This window comes from Streptomyces sp. RKAG293 (assembly GCF_023701745.1).
In the GTDB taxonomy this organism is placed as follows: Bacteria; Actinomycetota; Actinomycetes; order Streptomycetales; family Streptomycetaceae; genus Actinacidiphila.
On the sequence record NZ_JAJOZB010000001.1, the window covers coordinates 7,910,358 to 7,929,872 of the forward strand.

Here is a 19,515-nt window from a genome sequence, read left to right on the forward strand (position 1 = left end):
CGGCTCAGCGAGTGGCGATCGCCGGGTCGCTCATACCGGGCTTGCCGGTCTCGACATGGCCGGCCAGCCGGCGCAGGAAGGCGCCGTCCTGGTCGGAGCGGACCGTCAGGTCGTACCAGTCGTGGCTGTGCCGCGGGTGCGCGATGTGGACGGCGCGCGCGCCGGGCCGCAGCCGGTACGTGGCCGGGCGCTCGTGCCCGTACCCGTCCTTGACGGTGAGCTTGACGGTCGTGGTGCCCGGATTGCTGAGCACCAGCCGCACCTGGCCGCTGCTCCGGTCATGGGCCGCGGTGACCTCGGGGCCCCGGCTGCCGGCGTGGCCCGCGAACTGCCGCAGGAAGCCGTTGGGTCCGTGCACGGTGACGTCGTAGGCGCTGTGCCCCGCAGGAGCGATGGCCAGGCTGTCGGACAGCCGCCGTCCCGCCTCGACGGTGTACGTCCACGGGCCGTCCGCGGCGGTGGCGGAGGTGACGTACAGGTTCGCGCCGGCCTTGCCGTGGTTGGCGAAGTCGATCTTCAGCCGGTGGCCCTTGACGTCGACCCCGGCGTCGGCGGCCAGGTCGTACGGCAGCGCGCGGGCCGGGCGCAGACCGGGTTCCTGCTTCGGCAGCACCGGGTTGGCCGGGGGCACCGGCACGTAGTCGGGGTGCCGGTCGCGGTCCGGCGGGACGTAGCCGGCGGTGTCGGGGAGCGACGGGACCCTGGTGTCGGTCCTGCCGAACTGGAACGCGGTGGTGAGGTCGCCGCAGACCGCCCGGCGCCAGGGCGAGATGTTGGGCTCGTGGACGCCGAAGCGCTGCTCGATGAACCGGATGATCGAGGTGTGGTCGAAGACCTGGGAGTTGACCCAGCCGCCCTTGCTCCACGGGGACACCACGAACATCGGGACCCGCTGTCCCAGGCCGTAGGCGCCGGGCACGCTGTGGTCGGTTCCGGTGGGCGTGAACAGCTCGCCCGTGATGTCCACCGTCGACTTCCCCTGCGCCGGGGAGGACGGCGGGTACGGCGGCACGGCGTGGTCGAAGAAGCCGTCGTTCTCGTCGTAGGTGATGAAGACCGCGGTCTTGCTCCACACCTCGGGGTTGGAGGTCAGCGCGTCGAGCACCTGGGAGATGTACCAGGCGCCGTAGTTGACCGGCCAGTTCGGGTGCTCGGTGAAGGCCTCGGGCGCCGCGATCCAGGAGACCGCGGGCAGCCGGTCGGCCGCCACGTCGGCCTTGAGAATGTCGAAGAAGCCCTCGCCCGCCTTGGCGTCGGTGCCGGTGCGGGCCTTGTCGTAGAGCGGGTCGCCCGGCTTCGCGTTGCGGTACTGGTCGAAGTAGAGCAGCGAGTTGTCGCCGTAGTTGCCCCGGTAGGCGTCCTCGATCCAGCCCCAGCCGCCGGCCGCGTCGAGGCCGTCGCCCACGTCCTGGTAGATCTTCCAGGAGACCCCGGCCTTCTCCAGGCGCTCGGGGTACGTCGTCCAGGAGTAGCCGGCCTCGGCGTTGGTGATGACGGGTCCGCCGCCGGTGCCGTCGTTGCCGACGAAGCCGGTCCACATGTAGTAGCGGTTGGGGTCCGTGGGGCCGAGCAGCGAGCAGTGGTACGCGTCGCAGATGGTGAACGTGTCGGCCAGCGCGTAGTGGAAGGGGATGTCCTCGCGCGTCAGGTAGGCCATCGTCGTCGCGGTCTTGGCCGGCACCCAGCGGTCGTACTTGCCCTGGTTGAAGGCGGCGTGGCCGCCGTTCCAGTCGTGGTTGAGGTCCTGGAGGAACTGCAGGCCGAGATTGTCCGCCTCCGGGTGGAAGGGCAGGACGTCCTTAGTGCCGTCGGACTGGTGGAAGACCGTCTTGCCGCTGGGCAGCACCACCGGCCGGGGGTCACCGAACCCGCGGGTGCCGCGCAGCGTACCGAAGTAGTGGTCGAAGGATCGGTTCTCCTGCATCAGGACGACGATGTGCTCGACGTCGCGCAGCGAGCCGGTGCGGCGGTTCGCCGGGATCTCCGCGGCTCGGGCGATGCTGTTCGACAGCATGGAGGCGGCGGCGGTGCCACCGGCCAGCTGCATGAATCGTCGGCGGTCGATGGCGGTCATGAGAGGCCGGCCTCCAGGGTCGTCCGTGGCAGTGCGGATGCGCTGACAGTCTCCTCAGGTGGTGGAGAACCCGCCGTGACCGTTGGATGGAACCACGGTGAACACTCCGCCAACCGCGATCACTCGCGGGCGAGCGACATGCTCGCACTCACCGGCACCGAAACCAAGAGGGACGCCCCGGTCCCGCACCACCCGGGCCGGAGACCGCCGAACCCGCCGGATTCTCATCACGTACATCACAAACGGTCAGGTCCGGGGCCATATCGCTCCCATCGGGCGGGCCGGGGTGGCACGATGGCCGCATGACCACCGGGCCGGCGTCCCGCACCGCACGAGGCGCGATGTTCGCGGCCGTCTGCGTGCTGATGGCAGCGCTCGGGCACTCCTGGGCCTCCGGCGTCCCCGTTCCGTGGTGGTCGCTCTGCGCGGCCTTCTCCGGTACGGCCTCGGCCGCCTGGTGGCTGGCCGGGCGGGAACGCGGCGTTCTGGTCGTCACCGGATCCACCGTCCTGGCCCAACTCGGCCTGCACACCCTGTTCGGGCTCACCCAGCCACTCGGCCGGGGAACGGCCGGCCTCATGTCCCACGACATGCCGGGCATGCACAGCGGCTCCGCCGCGATGTCCGCGGTCATGCGCATCGGCGACATGGACATGAGCATGAACATGGGCATGGGTATGTCCGGTTCCGCCGGTCACCCGATCGCCGACTCCGACCTCATGGGCATGTCGTCCGGCGGCCACGACTCCACCACGATGTTCCTCGCCCACCTGCTCGCCGCCGTGGTCTGCGGACTGTGGCTGTGGCGCGGTGAGGCGGGCGCCTTCCGTCTCGGACGGGCCCTGTCGGCCCTGGTGGCCGCCCCGTTGCGACGCGTCTGGCGCGTGCTGTGCCGCTTCTTCCGCACCGTTCAGGACGACGGCCGGCCGTGCCCGCGCCGTACCGCCGACGACGCTCCCGCGCACGCGCTGCGCGGCGTTCTGCTGCACCACGTCCTGTCCCGCAGGGGCCCACCAGCAGCCGTCCGGCACTGCTGACACCGCTCGTCCCCGGCGCGCCCGGCCGACCAATGCCGCGCGCCCGGGTGACGGGCGGAGCACCCGCCTGCCCGTACGCCGCCGCGCCCACGGCCGGCGCCGTCGCGCAGGCCGGTCCCTGACCACACGGATCTCTCCCACCGCCCGCCGACCGCGGCCGGGGGACACGGACCGGGCCCGTCCGGACGGACACCGCCGGTCCTGAGATGCCGTTCGCCGACGGCCGCTTCACGCCGTGGTGCGGCCGTGCAGCACGAGAAGGACCTTTTGCGATGACTCATGCCCTGATGACTCATGCCCTGGTGAGGGGCGCCCCGAGGCCGTCGGCTCGCAAGGACGACGAACAGGTCACCGAGTGGGCGCTCGCCGCGCGCGGCGGTGATCCAGCGGCGGTCGAGCGTTTCGTACAGGCGACGTACAGCGACGTCTGGCGGTTCACCGCCCATCTGAGCGGCGATGTGCACGGCGCCGACGACCTGACCCAGGACACGTTCCTGAGGGCGCTGGGCGGCCTGCCGCGGTTCGCCGGCCGTTCGGGCGCGCGGACCTGGCTGCTGTCGATCGCCCGCCGGGCCGTCATCGACCGCTACCGGCACGCCGCCGCCCGGCCCCGGATCTCCGACGCCGTCGACTGGCGCAGCGCCGCCGAGGGAACCCAGCCCGTCGGGGTGCCGGGCTTCGAGGAGGGCGTGGCGATGCTCGAACTGCTCGACACCCTGCAGGCGCCACGCCGGGAGGCGTTCGTCCTCACCCAGTTGCTCGGCCTGTCCTACGCCGAGGCCGCCTCCACGGCCGGCTGCCCGATCGGCACCGTACGGTCCCGCGTCGCCCGCGCCCGCGACGACCTGGTCGTCCTGCTGAAGGCGGCGGAAACGGCGCCGCGCCCGGGAGCCGCACACCGGCAGCACGCCACGGAGCACCCCGACCGTGGGCACGAGACCGCCGAGTACCCCGTCCGTCCACCCCACATCACTCAGCAGCACGTCTGGAGCCACGCATGACCCCCGAGATGGAGAAGGCCTTCGCCGCACTGCGGGAGCAGTACGGGGCGGAAGCCATCGAGCGCGTCGAGCAGATGCTGGAGCCGGGGCGGCAGGACCGGCACCCGCTGCAGAAGGGCGCCAAGTGGATCATGCCCGGGATCTCGCAGCGCCCGTGGCACGACCCGTACGAACACCAGGAGCTGGCCCCCGTGGTGCACGCTCTCGAAGCCGCGCACTCCGCCATACGAAGCGAGCTGGCGGAGGCCTGGTCCGAGCGCCGGGCCGCGTTCTCGGACTACGAGCACTACCTGACGCGCCAGGAGGACTGGCAGGCGCTGTATCTGTACCGCAGGGGAGACCTGGTGCGGGAGTCGGCGGACGTCGTGCCGACGGCGTTCGGGGTGCTCGAGGAGTACGCGGTCGACACCGGGAAGATCTGCCCGCTCCTGGAGAGCCACTTCTCCACGCTGTTGCCCGGCGCGTCGATCGCCCCGCACCACGACCTGTGGAACTTCAGCATCAATCTGCACCTCGCCGTGGACATCCCGGAGGGCTGCGGCATCACGGTCGCCGGTGAGACCAGGAGCTGGGAGGAGGGCAAGTGCCTGCTGTTCGACTACTCCTTCGAGCACGAGGCGTGGAACCGCGGCACCCGGCCGCGCACCGCCCTGCTGATCGACCTCTGGCACCCCGACACCACGGTCCCGGAGCGGGCGGCGCTCGTCGCCCTCATCACCGAGATCCGGAAGCTGATGGGGGAGGGATGACCGGGGGCTGACAGGCCGTCGTCCGTCCGGGGTCAGGCTCCCGGACGGACGACCACGGCCTCGACGCGTATGACCCCGCTGTCCCGGAAGCGCAGGACGAACGGCACCCGCTCGCCCAGCGGCAGTCGCGGCGGGCGCTGGATCATGACGTCGAGCCCGGCCGGATCCATGGTCACGATGCGGTGCGCGGGCACCGCGACCGGGCCCGCGGGCGTCATCCGGCCGGCTCCGTCGCGGACGACCGTGCGGGTGAGCATCGCCGGCCCCAGGACCGGGGAGTCCACCGACAGCAGGATGTCGTCGGTGCCGCCGGAGTTGCGGAGGGTGAAGAAGGCCGCGGTCGCCTCGGTGTTGGTGGGCCGGAAGAGCCGGGCGTCGGTGACGGTGATGCGGGCCGGGGGTTCACCGGCCGCGCCCGTCGTCGTATAGGCGGTGAGCAGCGCCAGCACGGCCACGCAGGTGGCCACCGGGACCAGGGCGGCGCGCACCGCACCTGGCACCTCCAGGACGATGCCGTCCGTGCCGGAAGCGGGCCGGTCGTCGTCGCGGATCGGCGTACTCATCGCGCACCCGCCAGGGACCGTTCGCCGCCCTGCCGCCGGCCCGGCGTACGCCCGGACCGCCCGCCGCCTCCCGGCCCGGAACCCGGGCCGGGTCCGCCGCCGGCCGAAGGAGCGAGCAGCCGCAGGCTGTTGCCGACGACGAGCACCGAGCTGGCCGACATCGCCAGCGCCGCGAACATCGGGTCGAGCCAGCCGGTGGCCGCGAGCGGCACGGTGAGGAGGTTGTACCCGAACGCCCAGCCGAGGTTGGCGCGGATCGTGCGCAGGGTGCGGCGGGTGAGCCGGACCGCTTCCACGACCGCCTCCATGTCCTCGCGGACGAGCGTGATGTCGGCCGCGCCGATCGCCACGTCGGTGCCCGCGCCCATCGCCATCCCGAGGTCGGCGACGGCCAGCGCCGCGGCGTCGTTGACGCCGTCACCGACCATCGCCACCCGCCGCCCGGCAGCCTGCAGTTCGGTGATGATCTCCGCCTTGCCCTGCGGGAGGACACCCGCGTGCACTTGAGTGATGCCGGCCTGCTCGGCGACCGCCTTGGCCGCTGCGGGGCCGTCACCGGTCAGCAGGACGGATTCGATGCCCAGCTCCCGCAGATGGCGCACGGCGCGATAGCTGGAAGGGCGGACGGTGTCGCCGACGGCCAGCACGGCGACCGCCCGGCCGTCCAGCTCCACGACGACGGCGGTGTGCGCGGCGTGCTCCGCCCGGTCGAGCGCCTGCCGCAGGACACCGGGGAGAGCGGATCGGTCGCGGGGGCCGATCACCCGGACCTCCCGTCCCTCGACCCGGCCGGACACACCGACGCCGGGCAGCGCCCGGAAGTCCTCGGCCCCGGGGAGAGCGGTGCCCTCTCCGGCGCGGCGGCGCGCGGCGGCGGCCACCGCCCGCCCGATGGGGTGCTCAGAGCCGTGCTCCGCCGCGCCGGCCAGCCGCAGCACCTCGGCCGCGGCCGGCCCTTCGGGAACGGTCGTGGTCTCGACGAGGGTCATCCGGCCGGTGGTGAGCGTGCCGGTCTTGTCGAACACGACGGTGTCCACCCGGCGCAGCCGCTCCAGTGCCTCGGGCTCGCGGATCAGGATGCCCAGTTGGGCACCGCGACCGGTGGCGGCGAGAAAGGCGGTGGGGGTGGCGAGGCCGAGCGCGCACGGGCAGGCCACGACCAGTACGGCGACGGCCGCGGTCACGGCGGCCTCCGCGCCGGCCCCCGCTCCCAGCCAGAAGCTGAGCACGGTGGCGGCGACCGTCACGATGGCGGGGACGAACACGCCCGCGACGGAGTCCGCGAGCCGCTGGATACGGGCCTTGCCCGCCTGGGCGTCGGTCACCAGACGGGTGATCCGGTCGAGTTGGGTGTCAGCGCCGACGGCGGTCGCCCGCACCACCAGCAGTCCGCCGGAGTTGACCGCCGCGCCCACCACCGTGGTGCCCGGCCCGACCTCCACCGGTGTGCTCTCACCGGTGACCAGGGAGAGATCGAGCGCGGAACTGCCCTCCACCACGACACCGTCGGTGGCGACCTTCTCCCCGGGCCGGACGAGGAACTCCTGGCCCACCCGCAGCTCGGCGATCGGTATCCGTGGACCGCCGGGTCCGTTGCGGTCCCGCAACTCGACGTCCTTGGCGCCGAGTTCCGCCAGCGCGCGGAGCGCCGAGCCGGTGCCGCGCCGCGCGTGTGCCTCCAGATAGCGCCCGGTCAGTACGAACAGCGGAACGCCGACCGCCGCCTCCAGGTACACATGGGCGACTCCGTCGCCCGCCGTCGGCAGCCAGTTGAACGGCATCCGCATGTTCTGTTCGCCGGCCCCGCCGAGGAACAGCGCGTACACGGACCAGAGGAAGGACGCGGCCACCCCCACGGACACCAGTGTGTCCATGGTGGCCGCCGAGTGCCGCAGCCCCCGCAGGGCCAGCCGGTGGAAGGGCCAGGCCCCCCATACGGCGACGGGTGCGGCGAGGGTGAAACACAGCCACTGCCAGTGGTTGAACTGCCAGGCCGGGACCATGGACAGCAGCATGACGGGGAGCGCGAGCGCCGCGGTGCCGAGCAACCGGTCCCGGTCGGCGTCACGGGCCGTGGCGCCATCGGTCCCGGCGCCGTCGGCCGCCCCGGTGGTTCCGGTGCCGGCCGGTGCGGGGGGCCGTGGGAGTTCGGCGGTGTACCCGGCCTGCTCGACGGCTGAAATCAGCTGCTCGGCGGGCATCTCCGGCGGGTGGGTGACCCGGGCTCGGCCGGTGGCCAGATTCACGCTGGCGGTCACGTCAGGGAGCCTGGCGAGCTTCTTCTCCACCCGGCCGACGCAGGCCGCGCACGTCATACCGCCGACGACGAGGTCCGTGGTGACCGGACCGGTGGCCGTCATCGTCCGGCCGCCGGGAGCTCGGGCCCCTGCGACCCCATGCCGCCCATGCCCGGCATCCCGCCGCCGTCGCTGTCCGGTTCCGCCGGCGCGCCCGGCTCGGAACCGGGCCCGGATCCCGGCCCGGAATCCGACGAGGGATCGCCCGGAACACCCGGTGCGTCATTGCCCGTCCGGTGGATTCCGGGGGAGACGGGACCGGCCGCCCGGCCGACCGCGAACGAGCCCGCCATCAACACGGCCAACAACACCAGGAATCCGAGCAGGGCCGGTGGTGGCGCGGCCCTGGATATACGCCAGGAGCTGGCGGAACGCGAGGGAGCGCGGGTTTCTGCCACGGGAGTCAATGCCACTCCCTAATGTTTGCATGCTGTACGGGGCTGGTAGCCCGATCGGCAACTCAGTAAGGTGTGATGAAAAATATCGAAGGGCCCGGGAACTGAACGGCTCCGTCATCCGACTACTGTTAAACACCTGTTGAAGGCCGGTGTGGTGAGAACGAGACGGCGTCACGGGAGTTACGGTCGGAATTCGCCATCTCCTGTGCCGTACAAGGTCTCGGGAATGGCCAAAAATAGCAGGTTTGGTCAGCGGACCGGGTTGACATCGCCTCCCGGAGTGCCCATTATTTTGGCCAGATATCGGCGGCACATCCCCTTGCTCCGAAACGGCGGATCCTCCGGATCATAAGGAAGCCGCATTCGCAACAGGACGTCAGGACAGTCCAAAACGAATGCACGGCGTTTGCCGCGTTCCTGGACCTCGGTCAGGATCCAGGACGGGCCGCCGCTTCCGGCGTATGACGGGCATACGACCAGGGGCGGATTCCAAGGGGGAACGTCCGAGCATGTCTGCACTGAAGGCACCACCCGCTCCATCGCGCCAACGTCTCGGACTGTCCTTGTTCGTCCTGGCCACCGCCCAGCTCGTCATCGCTCTCGACTTCAACGTCGTCTACGTCGCGCTCCCGAGCATCGGCAGCGGTCTCGGCTTCTCGGCCCAGGACCTCCAGTGGGTGGTCAGCGCCTACGTCGTCGCCACCGCCGGATTCCTGCTGCTGGGCGGCCGCACCACGGACCTGGTCGGCCGCCGCCGGGTCTTCGTCGTCGCCGCGCTGCTGTACGCCGGCTCCTCGCTCGTCGGCGGACTGGCCGGATCCGCCACCGTCCTGGTGGCCGTCCGCGCCGTCCAGGGCATCGGCGGGGCCCTGCTGTTTCCCGCCACTCTCTCTTTGATCAATACGCTGTTCAGCGAGGGACCGGCCCGCAACCGGGCGCTCGCCGTCTGGGGCGCCGCGGGCGCGGGCGGACTCTGCTTCGGCTCCCTGCTCGGCGGAGTGCTCGTCGACGCGTTCGGCTGGCCGTCGGTCTTCTACGTCAACGTGCCGCTGGCCGGGGCGATCGCCGTGGCGGGCTGGATGCTGTTCCCCGCTGACGAAGTGCGGGGTCAGCGGCGGGAGTTCGACGTGGCCGGCGCGCTCGCGGCGACCGGCGGCATCACCCTGCTGGTCTTCGTTCTGGTGCACGCGCCCGAGGCCGGCTGGACCAGCCTCTCCGTCCTCGGCTGCTCGGTGGCCTCCGTCGCCCTGCTCGCGGCCTTCGCGGTCATCGAGACCCGCACCCGCGATCCGCTCACCCCGGCCCGGCTGTTCGCCCACCCGAGCCTGGTCGCCGCCATGGTGCTGACCGCGGTGTTCAGCGCCACCTTCAGCTCACTGCCGTACTTCCTGACGCTGTACTTCCAGACGGTCCGCGGCTACAGCGCCCTCGAGACCGGACTCGCCTTCCTCGTACCGGCGCTCGTGGTCGCGGCCGGCACCAAGGCGGGTGAGCTGGCCGTCGGCGCGATCGGGATGACGAAGACCCTGCTGGGAGCACTGCTGCTGGGCGCCGCCGGTGCCGCGCTGCTCGCTCTGGGTCTGACCGCCGACGGCTCGTACGTGCGGGTGCTGCCGGGGATCGTGCTGCTGAGCGCCGGGCAGGGCGCCGGCTGGACCGCCATGTGGATCGCGGCGGCCACCGGGGTCGCGCCCGGGGACCAGGGCGTCGCGTCCGGTCTCGCGTCCACGACCCTCCAGGTCGGTGGTGCGGTCGGCCTCGCGGTGCTGGTGGCCGTCGCCGACACCGGCCGGCACGGCGGGCTCACCGGCGACGCGCTGCGGCTCGCCCTGCTGGGCGACATCCGTACGGCCGTGTACGTGATCGCGGCCGGCATCTGTCTGGGCACCGTGGTGCTGCTGGCCTTCCGCAGAGTGCCGGGCCCCTTACCTCCGGCCCCTCCCGCCCCTCCGGCTCCCTGACCCCGGTCACGCGTGGCGTTGCCGAGTGCCGCCCGCCGCCCTGCCGCCTCCGATTTCCTCCCGGCCCCCGTGGCCGCGCAAGTGCACGCATACCGAGGAGAACCGTCGTGCTCAGCCCGAACGCTCCGACCCTGCCGAACACCGTCACCGATCCCACCGATCCGACCCACCCGGCCCACCGGCGCGACGGGTCCCGGCCCGTCGCCGTCGTCTGCGGACTCGCCGGGTGGCTGCCGCCCCGGGTCGTCACCAACGAGGAACTGTCGCAGCGGCTGGACACCACCGATGCCTGGATCAGAACCCGTACCGGCATCGGCCGGCGGCACTTCGCGGACCCCGGGCAGGCCACCTCCGACCTGGCGGTCGAGGCGGGCCGCCGTGCGCTGGAGTCGGCCGGCATCGAGTCGGTGGACGCGGTGATCGTCGCCACCACCACACCGGACCGCTCCTGCCCGGCCACCGCGCCCGTCGTCGCCGACCGGCTCGGTCTGAACGGTGTCGCCGCGTTCGACGTCGGCGCGGTGTGCACCGGTTTCGTCTACGGGCTGGCGTCCGCGGCCGGGCTCATCGCGGCCGGCGTCGCGCGCCGGGTGCTGCTGATCGGCGCGGACACGTACTCCGCCATCGTGGACCCCGACGACCGGGCGAACGCGATCATCTTCGGCGACGGTGCGGGGGCGGTGGTGCTGCGGGCCGGGCACGCCGACGAGCTCGGCGCCGTGACCCACTTCGACCTCGGCAGTGACGGCGCCGGCGAGGAACTCATCATCGTCGCGGCCGGCGGCTCCCGGCAGCGCGCAGGCGACGCCACTCGCGCGGACCAGCACTTCGCGATGCGCGGACGGGAGGTCTACCGGCACGCCGTGACCCGTATGGCCGGTTCGGCGCGCGCGGTGCTGGAGCGCGCCGACTGGAAGGTCGAGGACGTCGACCACTTCGTGCCCCACCAGGCCAATCTGCGGATCCTGCACTCGGTGGCGGATGAGCTCGGCCTCGCCAGGACCGCCTGTGTGTCCAACATCGAGTCCGTCGGCAACACCGGCGCCGCCTCGATACCGCTCGCCCTCGCCGACGCCGCCGCCCAGCAGGCCGTCCAGCCGGGCCAGCGCATCCTGCTCACCGCGTTCGGAGGCGGCCTCACCTGGGGCTCCTGCGTGCTGCGGTGGCCCGACCTCACCGCTTCCGGTACCCGAAGGACAACGGAGGAGACAGCCCACATGAGCACCACCTACGAGCAGTTGGTCGCGATCATCGCGAAGCTGCACGACGCGGACCCGGAACGGGTCCGCCCCGAGGCGTCGTTCGCCGAACTCGACGTCGACTCGCTGACGATGGTCGAGATCAGCATGCGCCTGGAGCGTGACCTCGGCATCGAGGTGGCGGACAACGAACTCCGCGGCGACCTCACCCTCGACGAGGCCGTACGGCTGATCGACGCCAAGCTCGACGGCCCGGTCAGCACCTCGACCACCCACCACCCGAAGGGCTGACCCCATGAAGATCACTCCGCAGGCCGGCAAGACGCTCGGTGCGAGCATCGAGGGCTTCGACCACGCCGCCGCCTCCGACGAGGACATCGCGACGCTCAAGCAGACCGTCTACGCCCGCAAGATCGCGGTGCTGAAGGGCCAGGACCTGTCGCCCAAACAGTTCCTCGAACTCGGCAAGCGGCTGGGCCGTCCCGAGACGTACTACGAGCCCATGTACCAGCACCCCGAGGTCGAGGAGATATTCGTCTCCTCGAACGTCCCCAAGGACGGAAAGCAGATCGGGGTACCGAAGACCGGAAAGTTCTGGCACGCCGACTACATGTTCATGCCGGACCCGTTCGGACTCACCCTCATCTACCCGCAGGTGATTCCGCAGAAGAGCCGCGGAACCTATTTCATCGACATGGGCCGGGCGTACGAGGCGCTGCCCGAGGATCTGAAGCAGGACATCGAGGGCACCTACGCACGGCATTCCGTACGGAAGTACTTCAAGATCCGGCCGCACGACGTGTACCGGCCCATCTCCGAAATCCTGGAGGAGGTCGAGACCAAGACCCCGCCGGTGGTGAAGCCCACCACCTTCACCCACCCGTTCACCGGCGAGACGGTGTTGTACCTCAGCGAGGGATTCACCGTCGGTCTCGAGGACGCGAACGGCGTGCCGCTCGACGAGACACTGCTGCGCCGGCTGTTCGAGTCCACCGGGCAGCTCGACGACGAGTTCACCCACCCCGGCATCCACCTGCAGAGTTTCGAGCAGGGCGACCTGCTGGTCTGGGACAACCGCAGCCTGATACACCGTGCCCTGCACACCGCCACTCCGGAGCCGACCGTCTCCTTCCGCGTCACGGTGCACGACGAGCGCAAGCTCTACGACACCGAGTCCCCGGCGGCGTAGCGCCATGACCGTCTACGCCACCGACACCGAACTCCTGTCGCAGGTACTGCGGCCTTACAAGGCGAATTGCCTATATCTCCGGTCCGCCGAGGTCACCGCGGACAACGGCCGGGTGTCGGCCGTATGTGAATTCTCCATCGACGAGTCCTGCTACATCGACGACACCGGGCACCTCAACGCGGTCGAGGTGAACATCAGTTACAACCAGATGATGTATTACGTGGTCGCTAAGTCGGTCAAGGAGGGACTGCTGGCGGAATTCAGCTCCTGGACGCTGGAGGACTACTGGCGGCACCAGCTGCCCGACATCCTCATCGCCCGGTTCGGCGGGAGTTTCCGCCGTCCCATCAACGCCCGTGCCTTCTCGGGGGAGTTCGAGTTCCTCGCGGTGGACCGGCGCTCACCCGGCGGCGGCGCTCCGCTGATCATCGCGGACACCTCCTACCGGTACTGGGACGCGGCGGGCGGCCGCTGCGACGGCGAGGTGAAGCTCGCCTTCGTCAACGCCTTCGACGAAGCCGCCGTCGGCGCGTCCTGAAGGCCCCCTGAAACCGCCGCGCGCCGCCGTCCTGTCCAGCGGCGGCGCGCGGCCCCAGAAAGGACAGTGGCTGTGAGCACCGTGGGTCGTCCGCAGGACGACGAACGCCCGTACTACCCGTTCCTGCGGACGCTGTGGGACACCGCGGCCTTCCACGCCGCCCAGCGGCCGGAGACCCCGGCCGTACGCTGCGAGGACCGTACGCTCACCTACGGCGAGCTGCACCGGGAGAGCAACCGCGTCGCCCACGCGATCCGGTCCGCGGGACTCGCGCCGGGAGCGCGGGTCGCGTACCTCGGCCGGGAGTCCGAGCACTACTACGTGATCCTCTTCGCGTGCGCCAAGAGCGAGACGGTACTGGTGCCGGTCAACTGGCGGCTCACCGCTCCCGAGGTGAGTCACATCCTTCAGGATTCGGCGAGTGAACTGCTCTTTCTGGAGAGTGAGTTCACCCCGGTCGTCGACCGGATGCCGACCGATCCGCCGGGAACGGTGGTCCTGCTCGGCGGTACTCCCGACGGTGACCGGCCGGAGTACCGGTTCTGGAAGGACGCGCGGCCGGACACCGATCTGCACCCCGGATCGGGCCCTGACGACGCCATCGCCCAGCTCTACACCAGCGGAACCACCGGACTGCCCAAGGGAGTCGTCCTCGCGCACCGCAGCTTCTTCGCCGTCCGGGACGCGCTGGCCGGCGAGGGTCTGGACTGGATCGACTGGCGGACCGGCGACATCGCCCTGGTCGGCATACCGGGTTTCCACGTCGGCGGCCTGTGGTGGGCCACCCAGAACTTCAACGCCGGGGTCACGGTGGTGGCGATGCGCGCCTTCTCCGCACCCGACGCCGTCGCCCTCATCCGCGACCTCGGCATCACCACCGCCTGCGTGGTGCCCGCGATGCTGCGCATGATCCTCGCGGAACCCGGAGTGGCACCGGGGGACTTCGGCACCCTCCGGAAGATCGTCTACGGCGGTTCGCCGATCTCCGAGGCGCTGCTGGAGGAGAGTCTGGCGATGTTCGGCAGCGACTTCGCCCAGATCTACGGTCTGACCGAGACCGGCAACACGGCCGTGTGTCTGCCGCCCGCTGCCCATGTGCCCGGCGGGGCACGGATGAAGGCAGCCGGACGGCCGTACCCGGGTGTCGGCTGCAAGGTGATCGACGACAAGGGCGAACCGCTGCCGCCCGGCGCCGTCGGCGAGGTGTGCCTGGCCACTCCGGCCCGGATGCTGGAGTACTGGGGCCTGCCCGACAAGACCCGCGAGACGCTCGTCGACGGCTGGGTGCACACCGGGGACGCCGGGTACCTGGACGACGAGGGCTATGTCTTCATCAGCGACCGCATCAAGGACGCCGTCATCGTGGCCGGCGAGAACGTCTACCCGGCCGAGATCGAGTCGGCGCTGGAAGCACACCCGGGTGTCGCGGAAGCGGTGATCGTCGGAGCGCCGGACGAGCGCTGGGGCGAGAGCGTCCGGGCCTTCGTCGTCGCCGTCCCGGGCCAGGAGCCGCCGAAGCCCCGGGATCTGCACCGCTTCCTGGTGGAACGGCTGGCCGCGTTCAAGCTGCCCGCCACCTATGAGTTCATCGACCACGTGCCCCGCAATCCGAGCGGCAAGATCCTGCGCCGGGAGCTGCGTGACCGCTTCTGGGACGACGCCGGGCGCAAGGTCAACTGACCCCGGCGCCCGCGACACCCCGCGTGACTTCGAGAGAGACCACATGACTGTGCCTGAGCCCCTGACGCCCTCAACACCCCTGACTCTCGCGGACTTCCGTGCCGATCTGGCCGAGTTCCTCCACCAGCAGCCCGACGAGGTCGACCTGGAGGAGAACCCGCTCTACGCCGGCCTGGACTCGCTGCGCATCGTCACCCTCGCCGAGCGCTGGCGCGCGGCCGGGTCCGAGGTCAGCTTCGTCGAACTGGCGGAGCGCACCTCGTTCGCCCAGTGGTGGCAGCTGCTGTCGGACCGGCAGTCCGGAGGCGCACGTGCCGACGCCTGACCACCGCACCGCGCCCGGTGGCCGCCGGGCCCTGCTCACCGCGCAAGAGGGCATTTGGACGGGCCATCAGCTCGACGTGGAGAGCCCCGCGTACAACACCGCCGAATACGTACAGATCCACGGGCCGGTGGACGTGGCGGCGTTCGACAAGGCCCTGCACCATGTCGTCGGCGAGGTCGAGGCGCTCAACGTTCGGTTCGTCGAGGTGGACGGCCGGCCGTGGGAGATCGCGGTGCCGGCCGTGGACTGGCGCCTGCACACCGCGGACCTGACCGCCGAGCCGGACCCGCGGGCCGCCGCCAACGCCTGGATGAACCGCGACCTGGCCCGCCCGGGGGATCTCGCCCACGACCCCGTCTTCGGGCACGCGCTGCTGCAGACCGGACCGGCGGAGTTCCTCTGGTACCACCGCGTGCACCACATCGCGCTCGACGGGTTCGGCCTGTCGCTCGTCGCCCGCCGGGTCGCGGACGTCTACACGGCACTGGCCCAGGGCACACCGCTGGGGGAGAGCGGCTTCGGCACCCTGGAGTCGGTCTTCGAGGAGGACCGGACCTATCTGGCGTCGAAGCGGCGCGCGACCGACGGGGCCTACTGGACCCGGCGGTTCGCGGACCGCCCGCCGGTACCCAGCCTCGCCGACCGTTCCGCACTGCCCGCCCGAACCTTCCGGCGCCGGGTGACCGACCTCGGCGCGACGGAGACCGAAACGCTGCGCGCGGTCGCCCGTGAGCTCTCCGTCACCTGGTCCGACGTGATACTCGCGGTCACCGCCGGATACCTCGGCCAGGTGTCGGGCGAGCCCGAAGTGGTGCTGAGCCTGCCCGCGATGGGCCGGCTCGGCTCGGTGTCGCTACGGGTGCCGTGCATGGTCCGCAACGTCCTGCCGCTGCGGATCGCGGTCGGCGACGGCGACACGCTGCGCGACCTGGCCGGCCGCGTCTCGGCGGAGCTGCGCGCCGGGCTGCCGCACCAGCGCTACCGGTACGAGCACCTGCGCCGGGAACTCAAGCTGGTCGGCGGCAAGCGCCGTCTGTCGGGCCCCGGCGTCAACATCATGCCGTTCGAGTACGACCTGCGCTTCGCCGGGCACCGCAGCACCGTCCACAACGTGTCGGCGGGGCCGGTCGACGACCTGTCCGTCAACGTCTACGACCGGGCCGAGGGCGCGGGCCTGCGGTTCGCCTTCGACGCGCACCCGGAGCTGTACAGCGAGCCCGAACTCGCCCGGCACCAGTACGCGGTGCTGGCTCTGCTGAACGAGGCGACGGCCGCACCGGACCGCCCGTTGGGCGAACCGGGCACCCGCCGGACCACCCGGCCCGCCAGGACCGCGGTGACCCTCGACGGGGGGCCGCTGCCCCACCCCGCGCGTCCCGTCCTCGACCTGATCGCCGAGCACGCCGCCACCCGCGGGGACGCGACCGCCGTCGAGTTCGACGGCGCCACCCTCAGCTACGCCGGACTGCTGGCCGCCGCGCACGGTGTGGCCGGCCGGCTGGCCGGTTCGGGCACCGCTCCCGGAGACCTGGTGATCGTCGCGCTGCCCCGCGGCATCGAGGCGATCACCGCCATCCTCGGAGTCCTCCTCGCGGGCGCCGCCTACTGCCCGGTGGACCCCGGCGCTCCGGCCGCGCGGATCGAGACGCTGTGCGCCGAGTCCGGGGCGCGGGCCGTCATCACGACGGCGCGGTACGCCGACCGGTTCACGGGCGGCGGCCTGCCGCAGCTGCTGCTGGACGGAGTGGACACCGGGGGTTCCACCGCTGCCGCGCCGGACCCCGACCCGCACCGGCTCGCCTACGTCATCCACACCTCCGGCTCCACCGGCCGGCCCAAGGGCGTGGAGATCAGCCATGCCGCGCTGGCCCACTTCGTGGCGGGGGCGACCGGCCGGTACGGGATCGGCGCGGACGACCGCGTCCTGCAGTTCGCGCCGCTGCACTTCGACGCCAGCGTGGAGGAGATCTTCCTGACGCTCTGCGCCGGCGCCGCGCTCGTGGTGCGCACCGACGCGATGACCGAGTCCGTTCCGGTGCTGACCCGGTCGTGCGATCGGCTGGGGATCACCGTTCTCGACCTGCCGACGGCGTACTGGCACGAGCTGGCGTACGCGGTCTCGACCGGGGCCGCGGACCTGCCGCCCGGGTTGCGCACCGTCATCATCGGCGGCGAGGCGGCGCTGCCGGAGCGGGTGGACCGCTGGCGCGACGCCGTCGGGTCCTCGGTGCGGCTGTTCAACACCTACGGGCCGACGGAGACGACCGTCGTGGCCACCGTGGCGGAGCTGCACGCGCCGGAACTGGCGCGCGGGGACGTCCCGATCGGCCGTCCGCTGCCCGGCACGAGGGCGGTCGTCGTCACGTCGGCGGCGAACGGCGGAAGCACGGATTCCACCACCGGCGAGCTGTATCTCGTCGGCGACGCGCTCGCCCGCGGCTACCGGGGCGGCGCGGGCGCCGACGACTCCCGGTTCCAGCCGCTGCCGGAGCTGCCCGACCGACCGCGTGCGTACCGGACCGGCGACCTCGTACGGCTCGGAGCGGACGGCCAGCTCCGGTTCGTGGGGCGGGCCGACGGCGAGTTCAAGATCAGTGGCCACCGGGTGCAGCCCGCCGAGGTCGAGACCGTCCTGCTCACGCATCAGGGGATACGGGAGGCAGCGGTCGTCGGGCAGGTGCTGCCGGACGGTACGCGCCGGTTGGTCGCGCATGTCGTCGCCGACCCGCCGGTACCGGCCGCCGCCGAGGTCCGTGAGCATCTGCGGGCGACCCTGCCCGCCGCGATGATCCCGTCCGCCGTCGTCTTCACCGACCGGCTGCCCCGCACCGGCGCGGGCAAGATCGACCGCAACGCGCTCGCGGCACCGGCCGTCGCGGAGCCCGCCCCGCCGGCCGCCGACGTGGTCGCCGACGCGACCGCCAACCGTACGGAACAGGTCATCATCGCCGCCTGGGCGCGGATCCTGGGCACCGCGGACATCGCCCCGCAGGACGACTTCTTCGACCTCGGCGCCCAGTCCCTGCAGGCGATCCAGGTCGCCAACCGGCTCGGTGTGGAGCTCGAGACCGATGTACGCGTCGCCTGGCTCTTCACATACCCCACGGCCGCCGAACTCGCCCGTCATCTGGACGACCAGCGCGGTCCGGGCGAAACCGGCGCCGAGCAGGACGGGGCGGTGCCGGACGCCGTACTCGCCGACTCCGTCCTCGACGCCGACATCACCGTCCATCCCGTCGACGGGCCCACCCCAGGGCCCGCCGCCGTGGCCGTAGCGCCGCCGCGCCGGGTGCTGCTCACCGGGGCGACCGGCTTCGTGGGGGCCCAGCTGCTCACCGAACTGCTGACGGCCACCGACGCGGACGTCGTCTGCCTGGTGCGGGCCGAGGACCGGGTGGCGGCCGAGGACCGGATCCGCCGGGCCCTCGCGGAGCAGGCACTCACCCTGCCGCCCGGATCCGAGCGCCGCGTCAGCGCCGAGCCGGGCGATCTCGCCCGCCCACTCCTCGGCCTCACCGAGGCACGGTTCGCGGAACTGGCGGCGGGCTGTGACGCGATCTACCACAACGCCGCGACCGTCAGCATCATGCGCGAGTACGCCAGCCTGCGCGGGCCCAACGTGGAGTCCACCCGGCAGCTGTTGCGGATGGCGGCGGCCCGTTCGACACCGTTCCATCTCGTCTCCACGCTGTCCGTCGCGCCGCCCGCCGGAGCGAGCCCCGAGGTCGCGGAGACGTTCCTGCCCCCGCACCCGGGCCTCGTCCACGGCTACCAGCAGTCCAAGTGGGCCTCGGAGCGGCTGGTCGAACAGGCCGCGGAACGCGGGCTGCCCGTCACCGTGCACCGGCTCGGCCGGGTCGTCGGCGCGGCCGGCACCGGCTACGTCAACGAGCGCGACTTCCTGTGGAGCGTGCTGCGCGCCGGAATCCCGGCCGGCATCGTGCCCGACCTGTTCGAGGCCGAGGTCTGGACGCCGGTCGACTACGTGGCCCAGGCCGTCGTACGGCTGTCCTCCGCCGTGACGCCGACCGCTCCGGCCGGGCGGCCGGTGTACAACTACGCGCCGGTGCCGACCGTCCGGCTGGCCGACGTCTACTCCTGGACACGGGAGTTCGGCTATCCGGTGGAGCGCATGCCCCTCGCGAGGTGGCGGGCGGAACTGCCCCGCGCCGCCGATGTCGCCGCCACCACCCTGGCGTTCTTCGACTCCTGGAACGGTGACGACGACACGGTGGCCGAGAGCGCGGAACCCGAGCTGGGGCTCGGCCGGGTCGTCGCCGACAACCTGCTGCGCGAGCTCGACGGCAGCGGGATCTCCTGCCCGCCCATCGACCGGGCGCTGGTCTTCACATACCTGGAGCGCTGCGTCGCGACAGGGGCGCTGCCGCCGCCCGTTCACTGGCGGAACCGCATCCCCCGACAGACCCGCCGCTGATCCGGAAGATCTGATTCACGGCATCCGGGAACCCGGGCGGACTCCGCTCCGACTACTGAAGCGGAGTCC

The 19,515-nt window shown here is 71.8% G+C and carries 13 protein-coding genes and 1 pseudogene; 11 read left to right on the top strand and 3 right to left on the bottom strand.

What is annotated here, in order from left to right; all coding sequences use genetic code 11:
- Window positions 1–4: 4 nt before the first annotated feature.
- Window positions 5–2,074, bottom strand: coding sequence for a phosphocholine-specific phospholipase C (locus tag LNW72_RS34915; protein WP_250979036.1), 2,070 nt, complete (start codon window positions 2,072–2,074; stop codon window positions 5–7).
- 302 nt (window positions 2,075–2,376) lie between these two features.
- Here LNW72_RS34915 and LNW72_RS34920 point away from each other — a divergent pair, with 302 nt between their 5' ends.
- The 3 genes from LNW72_RS34920 to LNW72_RS34930 all read left to right on the top strand — a co-directional run bounded on the left by LNW72_RS34920 (window position 2,377) and on the right by LNW72_RS34930 (window position 4,861).
- Window positions 2,377–3,111: a hypothetical protein gene (locus LNW72_RS34920; RefSeq protein ID WP_250979037.1), complete on the top strand. Its 735-nt coding sequence runs from the start codon at window positions 2,377–2,379 to the stop codon at window positions 3,109–3,111.
- 272 nt (window positions 3,112–3,383) lie between these two features.
- The gene (locus LNW72_RS34925) at window positions 3,384–4,112 is read left to right on the top strand and encodes a sigma-70 family RNA polymerase sigma factor (protein ID WP_374117370.1); all 729 of its coding nucleotides are present in this window, start codon (window positions 3,384–3,386) and stop codon (window positions 4,110–4,112) included.
- Window positions 4,109–4,861, top strand: a complete 753-nt coding sequence (locus LNW72_RS34930) for an aspartyl/asparaginyl beta-hydroxylase domain-containing protein (protein WP_250979038.1) — start codon at window positions 4,109–4,111, stop codon at window positions 4,859–4,861. Before LNW72_RS34925 ends, LNW72_RS34930 begins: the two co-directional genes overlap by 4 nt.
- A 32-nt stretch (window positions 4,862–4,893) precedes the next feature.
- Here the strand turns inward: LNW72_RS34930 and LNW72_RS34935 are convergent, their stop codons facing one another.
- Together LNW72_RS34935 and LNW72_RS34940 are read right to left on the bottom strand one after the other, a co-directional pair.
- Window positions 4,894–5,424 carry a copper chaperone PCu(A)C gene (locus LNW72_RS34935; protein ID WP_250979039.1) on the bottom strand — a complete coding sequence of 177 codons (531 nt, stop codon included), beginning with the start codon at window positions 5,422–5,424 and terminating at the stop codon, window positions 4,894–4,896.
- Window positions 5,421–7,784 (bottom strand): heavy metal translocating P-type ATPase, encoded by a 2,364-nt coding sequence (locus tag LNW72_RS34940; RefSeq protein ID WP_250979040.1) that lies wholly within the window; start codon window positions 7,782–7,784, stop codon window positions 5,421–5,423. The genes LNW72_RS34935 and LNW72_RS34940 overlap by 4 nt, the downstream gene beginning before the upstream one ends.
- 844 nt (window positions 7,785–8,628) lie before the next feature.
- On the opposite strand from LNW72_RS34940, the gene LNW72_RS34945 reads away from it, so the two are divergent.
- The 8 genes and pseudogenes from LNW72_RS34945 to LNW72_RS34980 all read left to right on the top strand — a co-directional run bounded on the left by LNW72_RS34945 (window position 8,629) and on the right by LNW72_RS34980 (window position 19,446).
- Complete coding sequence (locus LNW72_RS34945) at window positions 8,629–10,080, top strand: MFS transporter (RefSeq protein ID WP_250979041.1); 1,452 nt, start codon at window positions 8,629–8,631, stop codon at window positions 10,078–10,080.
- Window positions 10,081–10,310: 230 nt separating this feature from the next.
- Window positions 10,311–11,258 (top strand): annotated as a pseudogene (locus LNW72_RS34950) (beta-ketoacyl-ACP synthase III); the annotation flags it as partial.
- A gap of 39 nt (window positions 11,259–11,297) precedes the next feature.
- Window positions 11,298–11,570 carry a phosphopantetheine-binding protein gene (locus LNW72_RS34955; RefSeq protein ID WP_250980431.1) on the top strand — a complete coding sequence of 91 codons (273 nt, stop codon included), beginning with the start codon at window positions 11,298–11,300 and terminating at the stop codon, window positions 11,568–11,570.
- A gap of 4 nt (window positions 11,571–11,574) precedes the next feature.
- Window positions 11,575–12,468, top strand: a complete 894-nt coding sequence (locus LNW72_RS34960) for a TauD/TfdA family dioxygenase (protein ID WP_250979042.1) — start codon at window positions 11,575–11,577, stop codon at window positions 12,466–12,468.
- Window positions 12,469–12,472: 4 nt separating this feature from the next.
- Window positions 12,473–13,006, top strand: a complete 534-nt coding sequence (locus tag LNW72_RS34965) for an FcoT family thioesterase (RefSeq protein ID WP_250979043.1) — start codon at window positions 12,473–12,475, stop codon at window positions 13,004–13,006.
- A 72-nt stretch (window positions 13,007–13,078) separates the two neighbouring features.
- On the top strand, window positions 13,079–14,686 hold the full coding sequence (locus LNW72_RS34970; protein WP_250979044.1) for a long-chain-fatty-acid--CoA ligase: 1,608 nt from the start codon (window positions 13,079–13,081) through the stop codon (window positions 14,684–14,686).
- Window positions 14,687–14,729: 43 nt separating this feature from the next.
- A complete protein-coding gene (locus tag LNW72_RS34975) occupies window positions 14,730–15,011 on the top strand; it encodes a phosphopantetheine-binding protein (protein ID WP_250979045.1) in 282 nt (93 codons plus the stop codon).
- Window positions 14,998–19,446, top strand: coding sequence for an amino acid adenylation domain-containing protein (locus LNW72_RS34980; protein ID WP_250979046.1), 4,449 nt, complete (start codon window positions 14,998–15,000; stop codon window positions 19,444–19,446). Before LNW72_RS34975 ends, LNW72_RS34980 begins: the two co-directional genes overlap by 14 nt.
- The last annotated feature ends 69 nt before the right edge of the window (window positions 19,447–19,515 follow it).

Bases quoted from the DNA above. Each gene is read 5' to 3' on its own strand.
- LNW72_RS34915 (WP_250979036.1), bottom strand. From the start codon at position 2,074: ATGACCGCCATCGACCGCCGACGATTCATGCAGCTGGCCGGTGGCACC.
- LNW72_RS34920 (WP_250979037.1), top strand. From the start codon at position 2,377: ATGACCACCGGGCCGGCGTCCCGCACCGCACGAGGCGCGATGTTCGCG.
- LNW72_RS34925 (WP_374117370.1), top strand. From the start codon at position 3,384: ATGACTCATGCCCTGATGACTCATGCCCTGGTGAGGGGCGCCCCGAGG.
- LNW72_RS34930 (WP_250979038.1), top strand. From the start codon at position 4,109: ATGACCCCCGAGATGGAGAAGGCCTTCGCCGCACTGCGGGAGCAGTAC.
- LNW72_RS34935 (WP_250979039.1), bottom strand. From the start codon at position 5,424: ATGAGTACGCCGATCCGCGACGACGACCGGCCCGCTTCCGGCACGGAC.
- LNW72_RS34940 (WP_250979040.1), bottom strand. From the start codon at position 7,784: ATGACGGCCACCGGTCCGGTCACCACGGACCTCGTCGTCGGCGGTATG.
- LNW72_RS34945 (WP_250979041.1), top strand. From the start codon at position 8,629: ATGTCTGCACTGAAGGCACCACCCGCTCCATCGCGCCAACGTCTCGGA.
- LNW72_RS34955 (WP_250980431.1), top strand. From the start codon at position 11,298: ATGAGCACCACCTACGAGCAGTTGGTCGCGATCATCGCGAAGCTGCAC.
- LNW72_RS34960 (WP_250979042.1), top strand. From the start codon at position 11,575: ATGAAGATCACTCCGCAGGCCGGCAAGACGCTCGGTGCGAGCATCGAG.
- LNW72_RS34965 (WP_250979043.1), top strand. From the start codon at position 12,473: ATGACCGTCTACGCCACCGACACCGAACTCCTGTCGCAGGTACTGCGG.
- LNW72_RS34975 (WP_250979045.1), top strand. From the start codon at position 14,730: ATGACTGTGCCTGAGCCCCTGACGCCCTCAACACCCCTGACTCTCGCG.